Origin of the sequence: Acinetobacter lwoffii, assembly GCF_024129855.1 — a bacterium.
GTDB lineage: Bacteria > Pseudomonadota > Gammaproteobacteria > Pseudomonadales > Moraxellaceae > Acinetobacter > Acinetobacter lwoffii_L.
This window is the reverse complement of sequence record NZ_JAMXXC010000098.1, coordinates 1-209: the sequence shown is the minus strand read 5'-3', so window position 1 is coordinate 209 and position 209 is coordinate 1. Positions and strand designations below refer to the sequence as shown.

The window sequence follows — 209 nt, the reverse complement described above, 5'->3', positions numbered from 1 at the left end:
AGACTAGGAGAGTCGAACTCCTGACCTCCTGCGTGCAAAGCAGGCGCTCTACCAACTAAGCTAAGTCCCCAGCTTATCAATAAGTCAATGTTTCTGATTTTCCGTACTTCGTCAGTAGTGGTGGGTCTGACAAGACTTGAACTTGTGACCCCACGCTTATCAAGCGTGTGCTCTAACCAACTGAGCTACAGACCCTCAGATACATCGTA

General features: G+C 48.3%; 1 tRNA gene. It reads right to left on the bottom strand.

Annotated features, from left to right (window positions below):
• Nucleotides 1–118 precede the first annotated feature (118 nt).
• A tRNA-Ile gene (locus NI465_RS16675) sits at nucleotides 119–195 on the bottom strand.
• Nucleotides 196–209: the final 14 nt, after the last annotated feature.